Here is a 6,593-nt window from a genome sequence, read left to right as displayed (position 1 = left end):
CCGACTTCGCGCAGGCGGCGGTTGCGGTCTTCGTGGGTGCGGCGGGATCCCATGGCGCCGATGTAGGCGACCGGGAGGGTGAGGGCGAGTTTGATGAGCGGGACGTCGAACTTGGCGTCGTGGGTGAGGACGCACAGCACCGTGCGGCCGTCGACCTCCGCCCTCGTACGCTCCAGAAACTTGTGGGGCCACTCCACGACGATGTCGTCCGCCTCGGGGAAGCGGGTGCGGGTGGCGAATACCGGGCGGGCGTCGCAGACGGTGACGTGGTAGCCGAGGAACTTGCCGACCCGTACCAGCGCCGACGCGAAGTCGATCGCGCCGAACACGATCATCCGGGGCGCGGGCACACTCGACTCCACCAGCAGGGTGAGCGGCTGCCCGCAGCGCGCGCCGTCCTCGCCCAGTTCGACGGTTCCGGTACGGCCGCCGTCCAGCAGGGCGCGCGCCTCCTCGACCGCCGTACGGTCGAGCTCGGGGTGACCGCCGAGGCCACCCTCGTACGAGCCGTCGGGGCGGACCAGCAGCGCCCGCCCCCGCAGCTCGGCCGGGCCCTCGGCGACGCGGGCGAGCGCCGCCGCCTCGCCGGACGCGGCGGCGGCCAGGGCCGCCTCGAACGCCGGGCGGCCCGGGGAGTCCGTACGGACCGGGGTGACCAGGATGTCGATCACCCCGCCGCACGTCAGACCGACCGCGAAGGCGTCCTCGTCGCTGTAGCCGAACCGCTCCACCACGGACTCGCCGTCGATCAGAGCCTGCTGGCACAGCTCGTACACCGCGCCCTCCACACACCCGCCGGAGACCGACCCGATCGCCGTGCCCTCGCTGTCCACGGCGAGCGCGGCACCAGGCTGTCGGGGCCCGCTCCCGCTGACGGCCACCACCGTGGCCACCGCGAAGTCACGACGCTGCCCGACCCACCGGTGGAGCTCTTCGGCGATGTCCAGCATGTCAGCCTCCTCATGGGGGTTCAGCGAGTGTGTGGAGGGGCTACCTCGAGGCCTCGGGGAGCGTCAGTGCGCTCCGCCGAACGCGAGGTAGAAGACGAACACGACCGACAGCACCCACATCAGGATGCTCGGCTCGCGCCACTTGCCCTGTGCGCCCTTGATGGCGCAGTACGCGATGACGCCCGCGGCCACACCGGTGGTGATGGTGTAGGTGAAGGGCATCAGGACGACGGTCAGGAAGACCGGGACGGCGATGGAGTAGTCGCTCCAGTCGACGTGCCGGGCGTTCTGCAGCATCATCGCGCCGATGCAGACCAGAGCCGCGGCAGCCACCTCGCCGGGCACCAGCTGGGTGACCGGGGTGAAGAACAGGCACGCGGCGAAGAGCAGGCCCGTGACCGACGCGGAGAGGCCGGTGCGCGCGCCCTCTCCCACACCCGTGGCCGACTCGATGAAGACGGTCTGGCCGGAGGCGCCCGTGGCGCCGCCGATGGCACCGCCCGCGCCGTCGATGAACAGGGCCTTGTTGAGGCCAGGCATCCGGCCCTTCTCGTCGGCCAGCTTGGCCTCGCTGCCGACCGCGATGATGGTGGCCATCGCGTCGAAGAACCCGGCCAGCACCAGGGTGAAGATGATCATGCCGACGCTGACGCTGAGCAGCTGCGACCAGCCGGGCAGCTCGACCTCACCGAAGAGGCTGAAGTCGGGGCTGGAGACGACGCCGTCGAGCGCGGGAGCACCGCCGCCCCAGGCACTGGCCTTGATCCAGCCCGCGGCGTTGGCGATCACGGCGCAGATGGTGCCGATGACGATGCCGAGCAGGATCGCGCCGGGCACCTTGCGTGCCTGGAGCATGAAGATCAGCAGCAGGGTGACCGAGAAGAGCAGCACAGGCCCGCCGGTGAGCGCGCCGTCGACACCGACGGTGACCGGGCCGCCCGTGCCCGGGCCGACGAATCCGGCCTTGACGAAGCCGATCATCGCGATGAAGAGGCCGATGCCCATCGTGATGGCGTGCTTCAGCGCCGAGGGGATCGCGTTCATGATCAGCTCACGGACACCGGTGACCACCAGGAGCATGATCACGACGCCGTAGATCACGCACATGCCCATGGCCTGCGGCCAGGTCATCTCGGGGGCCACCTGGGTGGCCAGGACGCCCGAGACGCTGAGCCCCGCGGCCAGGGCCAGCGGGACCTTGCCGATGAAGCCCATGGCCAGGGTGGTGACCGCCGCCGCGAGGGCGGTGGCGGTGATGACGGCGGGCTGGCTGAGCGTGTTCTCCGCCACGTCCTCGCCGCCGAGGATCAGCGGGTTCAGCAGGAGGATGTACGCCATCGCCATGAAGGTGGTGATGCCGCCGCGCACCTCGCGGCTGACGGTGGATCCGCGCTTGGTTATGTGGAAGTACCTGTCGAGCCAAGACCGGCCGGCCGGGATACGGGTGCCGTCACCCGCGTCATCGGCAACCTGTGTGGTCTTGGACTCCAGTGAGGACTGGGTCATGGTGCCTTCTTCCCAAGGTTCAAAGGGGCGTCCGCAGACGAGACACGTAACTGCGGAGTTTGGGATGGTTATCTGGCTGCACGACCCGGGGGACGGCCCGAGGCGAACGGGGGGTGGTGGGCCCGTGGGGAACGTCGTCGCCGACGTCCGCCGTGGGCCTTCACCCGAGGGTGTTACGTGCCGGTGAGGTGCTCGGGGCGGACCGGCGTCTTGTTGAGTTCCAGACCCGTCGCGTTCCGGATCGCCGCGAGGACGGCCGGAGTCGACGAGAGGGTCGGGGCCTCACCGATGCCGCGCAGCCCGTAGGGCGCGTGGTCATCGGCCAGCTCGAGTACGTCGACGGGGATGGTCGGCGTGTCGAGAATGGTCGGGATGAGGTAGTCCGTGAAGGAGGGGTTGCGTACCTTCGCGGTCTTGGGGTCGACGATGATCTCTTCCATCACCGCGACGCCCAGGCCTTGGGTGGTGCCGCCCTGGATCTGGCCCACGACGGACAAGGGGTTGAGGGCCTTGCCGACGTCCTGGGCGCAGGCCAGTTCGATGACCTTGACCAGGCCGAGCTCGGTGTCCACCTCGACGACCGCGCGGTGCGCGGCGAAGGTGTACTGGACGTGGCCGTTGCCCTGTCCGGTCACCGGGTCGAAGGCCTCGGTGGGGCGGTGACGCCACTCGTGCTCGATGTCGACGGCCTCGTTCTCGAGTACGTCGACGACCGAGGCGAGTACCTCGCCGCCGTCGGTGACGACCTTGCCGTCTTCCAGGACGAGTTCGGCGGTGGCCCACGCGGGGTGGTACGTGCCGAACTTACGGCGGCCGATCTCCAGGACCTTCTCGCGGACGGCCTCGCAGGAGTTCTTGATCGCACCGCCGGTGACGTACGTCTGGCGGGAGGCGGAGGAGGAACCGGCGGAGCCGACCTGGGTGTCGGCCGGGTGGATGGTGACCTGCTGGACGCCCAGCTCGGTGCGGGCGATCTGCGCGTGGACGGTGATGCCGCCCTGGCCGACCTCGGCCATCGCGGTGTGCACGGTGGCGACGGGCTCGCCGCCCACGATCTCCAGGCGCACCCGGGCGGTGGAGTAGTCGTCGAAGCCCTCGGAGAAGCCGACGTTCTTGATGCCGACCGCGTAGCCCACACCCCGTACGACGCCTTCGCCGTGCGTGGTGTTGGACAGGCCGCCGGGCAGCGCGCGTACGTCGACCTCCGTGCCCTCGGCGCCCGCGCTGACCCACTGCTGCTCGGGCGGGAGCGGGCGGGCCTTGACGCGGCGCAGGATCTCGGCGACCGGGGCCGGGGAGTCGACCCGTTGCCCGGTCGGCATGAGCGTGCCCTGCTCCATGGCGTTGAGCTGGCGCAGTTCGACCGGGTCCATGTCCAGCTTGGCGGCCAGCTTGTCCATCTGGGCCTCGTAGGCGAAGCAGGCCTGGACGGCGCCGAAGCCGCGCATCGCGCCGCACGGTGGGTTGTTGGTGTAGAGGGCGATCGCCTCGATCTCGACGTCGTCGACGACGTACGGGCCGACGCTCAGCGAGGAGGCGTTGCCGACGACCGCCGGGGAGGCGGACGCGTAGGCGCCACCGTCCAGGACGATCTTGCATTTCATGTGGGTGAGCTTGCCGTCCCTGGTGGCGCCGTGCTCGTAGAAGAGCTTCGCCGGGTGCCGGTGGACATGCCCGAAGAAAGACTCGAACCGGTTGTAGACGATCTTGACGGGCTTGCCGGTGCGCAGCGCGAGCAGGCAGGCGTGGATCTGCATCGAGATGTCCTCGCGGCCGCCGAAGGCACCGCCGACGCCGGAGAGCGTCATCCGGACCTTCTCTTCGGGCAGGCCGAGGACGGGGGCGATCTGCTCGAGGTCGGAGTGCAGCCACTGGGTGGCGACGTAGAGGTCGACGCCGCCGTCATCGCCGGGTACGGCGAGGCCGGACTCCGGGCCGAGGAAGGCCTGGTCCTGCATGCCGAAGGTGTACTCGCCCCTGACGATCACGTCCGCCTTCTTGGCGGCCTCGTCCGCGTCGCCGCGGATGATCGGCTGGCGGTGCACGATGTTGGGGTGCGGGACGTGGGCTATGTGGTCGTCGTCGCGGCCCTCGTGGAGCAGTACGGCGTCATCGGCGAGCGCGGATGCCTCGTCGGTGATGACCGGCAGCTCGACGTACTCGACCTTGATCTTGGCGGCGGCGCGGCGGGCGGTCTCCGGGTGGTCGGCGGCGACGAGGGCCACCGGCTCACCGTGATGACGGACCTTGCCGTGGGCGAGAACTGGCGTGTCCTGGATCTCCAGGCCGTAGTTCTTCATCTCGGCGGGCAGGTCGTCGTACGTCAGGACGGCGTAGACGCCGTCCATGGCGAGGGCCTCGGTGGTGTCGATCGACTTGATCTCGGCGTGCGCGACCGTGGAGCGCAGGGTCTGGCCCCAGAGCATGTCCTCGTGCCACATGTCCGAGGAGTACGCGAACTCGCCGGTGACCTTGAGGGTGCCGTCGGGGCGCAGCGTGGACTCGCCGATGCCGCCCTTGGTCCGCGAACCCTGGGTGAGATTGGTGGGCGCACCTGTGGCGGGCCTACCCGTGGCGGGCGTACCGGTGCTGGTTCCGGCCATGATCAGGCCGCCTCTCCTGAGCGGTCCTGACGGGCGGCCGCCAGGCGGACCGCGTCCAGGATCTTTTCGTAACCGGTGCACCGGCAGAGATTGCCGGACAACGCCTCACGGATGTCCGCGTCGGACGGCGAGGCCTCACGCTCCAGCAGCTCATCAGCCGCAACCAGCAGACCCGGCGTACAGAAACCACACTGCACGGCACCCGCCTCGATAAACGCCTGCTGAATCGGGGAGAGCTCACCGCCCTCACCGGTCTGCCCGTCCGTGCCCTTCGCGCTCCACCGCTGCGCCGCGTCCAGCGACGTACCCGAGGAACCCGAGGTGCCAGAGGAGCCACAGGCACCACTCGCGCAGCCACCCGCGTGGGCGGCTTCCTCGCGCTGCTGGGCGAAGTCCGCCAGGCCCTCGACCGTGACGACCTCGCGGCCCTCGGCCTGACCGGCCGCGACCAGACACGAACACACCGGCACACCGTCCAGACGCACCGTGCACGAGCCGCACTCACCCTGCTCACAGGCGTTCTTCGAACCCGGCAGGCCCATCCGCTCACGCAGCACGTACAGCAGGGACTCGCCCTCCCACACATCGTCGGCTTCCTGCTTACGGCCATTGACCGTGAAATTGACGCGCATGGTTACGCAGCTCCTTCGACAGCGCCGCGGCCATTGCCACCGCGGTAGGACTCCCAGGTCCACATCAACGTCCGGCGGGCCATCACACCCACCGCGTGACGGCGGTAGCTGGCACTGCCCCGCACATCGTCGATCGGGTTACAGGCCCCGGACGCCAGCTGGGCGAACTGCTTCGCGATGGACGGAGTGATGATCTTCCCGTTGTCCCAGAAGCCACCCTCCTCCAGCGCCGCGTTCAAAAACTCCTCCGCCGCCGTCGCCCGCACCGGCGTCGGCGCCGCCGAACCGATCCCCGTACGCACCGAACGCGTCCGCGGATGCAGCGCCAGACCGAACGCGCACACCGCGATCACCATCGCGTTACGCGTACCGACCTTGGAGAACTGCTGCGGCCCATCCGCCCTCGGAATGTGCACAGCCTTGATCAGCTCGTCGGGCTCCAGCGCATTGCGCTTCACACCCTTGTAGAAGTCATCGATCGCGATCAGCCGCGCACCACGCGCCTGCGACTCGACCTCCACATCGGCCCCCGACGCCAGCAGCGCCGGATGCGCGTCACCCGCGGGCGAGGCACAGCCCAGGTTCCCGCCCACCCCGCCACGGTTACGGATCTGCGGAGACGCCACCGTGTGCGACGCCAGCGCCAGCCCCGGCAGCTCAGAGCGCAGATTCTCCATGATCTTCGTGTACGGGACAGACGGCCCCAGCGCGACCTTCTCCTCGCCGACCGTCCACTCACCGAGCTCACTGATCCGGTTCAGGTCCAGCAGGTACTCAGGACGCCGATGATCAAAGTTGATCTCGACCATCACATCGGTGCCACCCGCAATCGGCACAGCCGTGGGATGCGCTGCCTTCACGGCAAGCGCCTCCTCCCAGCTGGCGGGGCGAAGGAAGTCCAT

General features: G+C 69.4%; 5 protein-coding genes. All 5 read right to left on the bottom strand.

Annotation, left to right across the window (positions count from 1 at the left end; genetic code table 11):
- A partial coding sequence (locus GCN81_RS16525) for an XdhC family protein (RefSeq protein ID WP_156725398.1) occupies positions 1 to 950 on the bottom strand: 950 nt, incomplete at its 3' end.
- A gap of 63 nt (positions 951 to 1,013) precedes the next feature.
- Positions 1,014 to 2,456 carry an NCS2 family permease gene (locus tag GCN81_RS16520; protein WP_156725397.1) on the bottom strand — a complete coding sequence of 481 codons (1,443 nt, stop codon included), beginning with the start codon at positions 2,454 to 2,456 and terminating at the stop codon, positions 1,014 to 1,016.
- 173 nt (positions 2,457 to 2,629) lie between these two features.
- Complete coding sequence (pucD, locus tag GCN81_RS16515; protein ID WP_156725396.1) at positions 2,630 to 5,059, bottom strand: xanthine dehydrogenase subunit D; 2,430 nt, start codon at positions 5,057 to 5,059, stop codon at positions 2,630 to 2,632.
- Between the two features lie 2 nt (positions 5,060 to 5,061).
- Complete coding sequence (locus tag GCN81_RS16510; protein WP_156725395.1) at positions 5,062 to 5,691, bottom strand: (2Fe-2S)-binding protein; 630 nt, start codon at positions 5,689 to 5,691, stop codon at positions 5,062 to 5,064.
- A gap of 2 nt (positions 5,692 to 5,693) precedes the next feature.
- Positions 5,694 to 6,593, bottom strand: a 900-nt coding sequence (locus GCN81_RS16505) for an FAD binding domain-containing protein (RefSeq protein WP_156725394.1), incomplete at its 5' end; no start/stop codon positions are given.

It is taken from the genome of Streptomyces apocyni (genome assembly GCF_009739465.1).
Lineage (GTDB): Bacteria > Actinomycetota > Actinomycetes > Streptomycetales > Streptomycetaceae > Streptomyces > Streptomyces apocyni.
The sequence above is the reverse complement of the archived record's forward strand: the minus strand, read 5'-3'. Positions and strand labels throughout refer to the sequence as shown.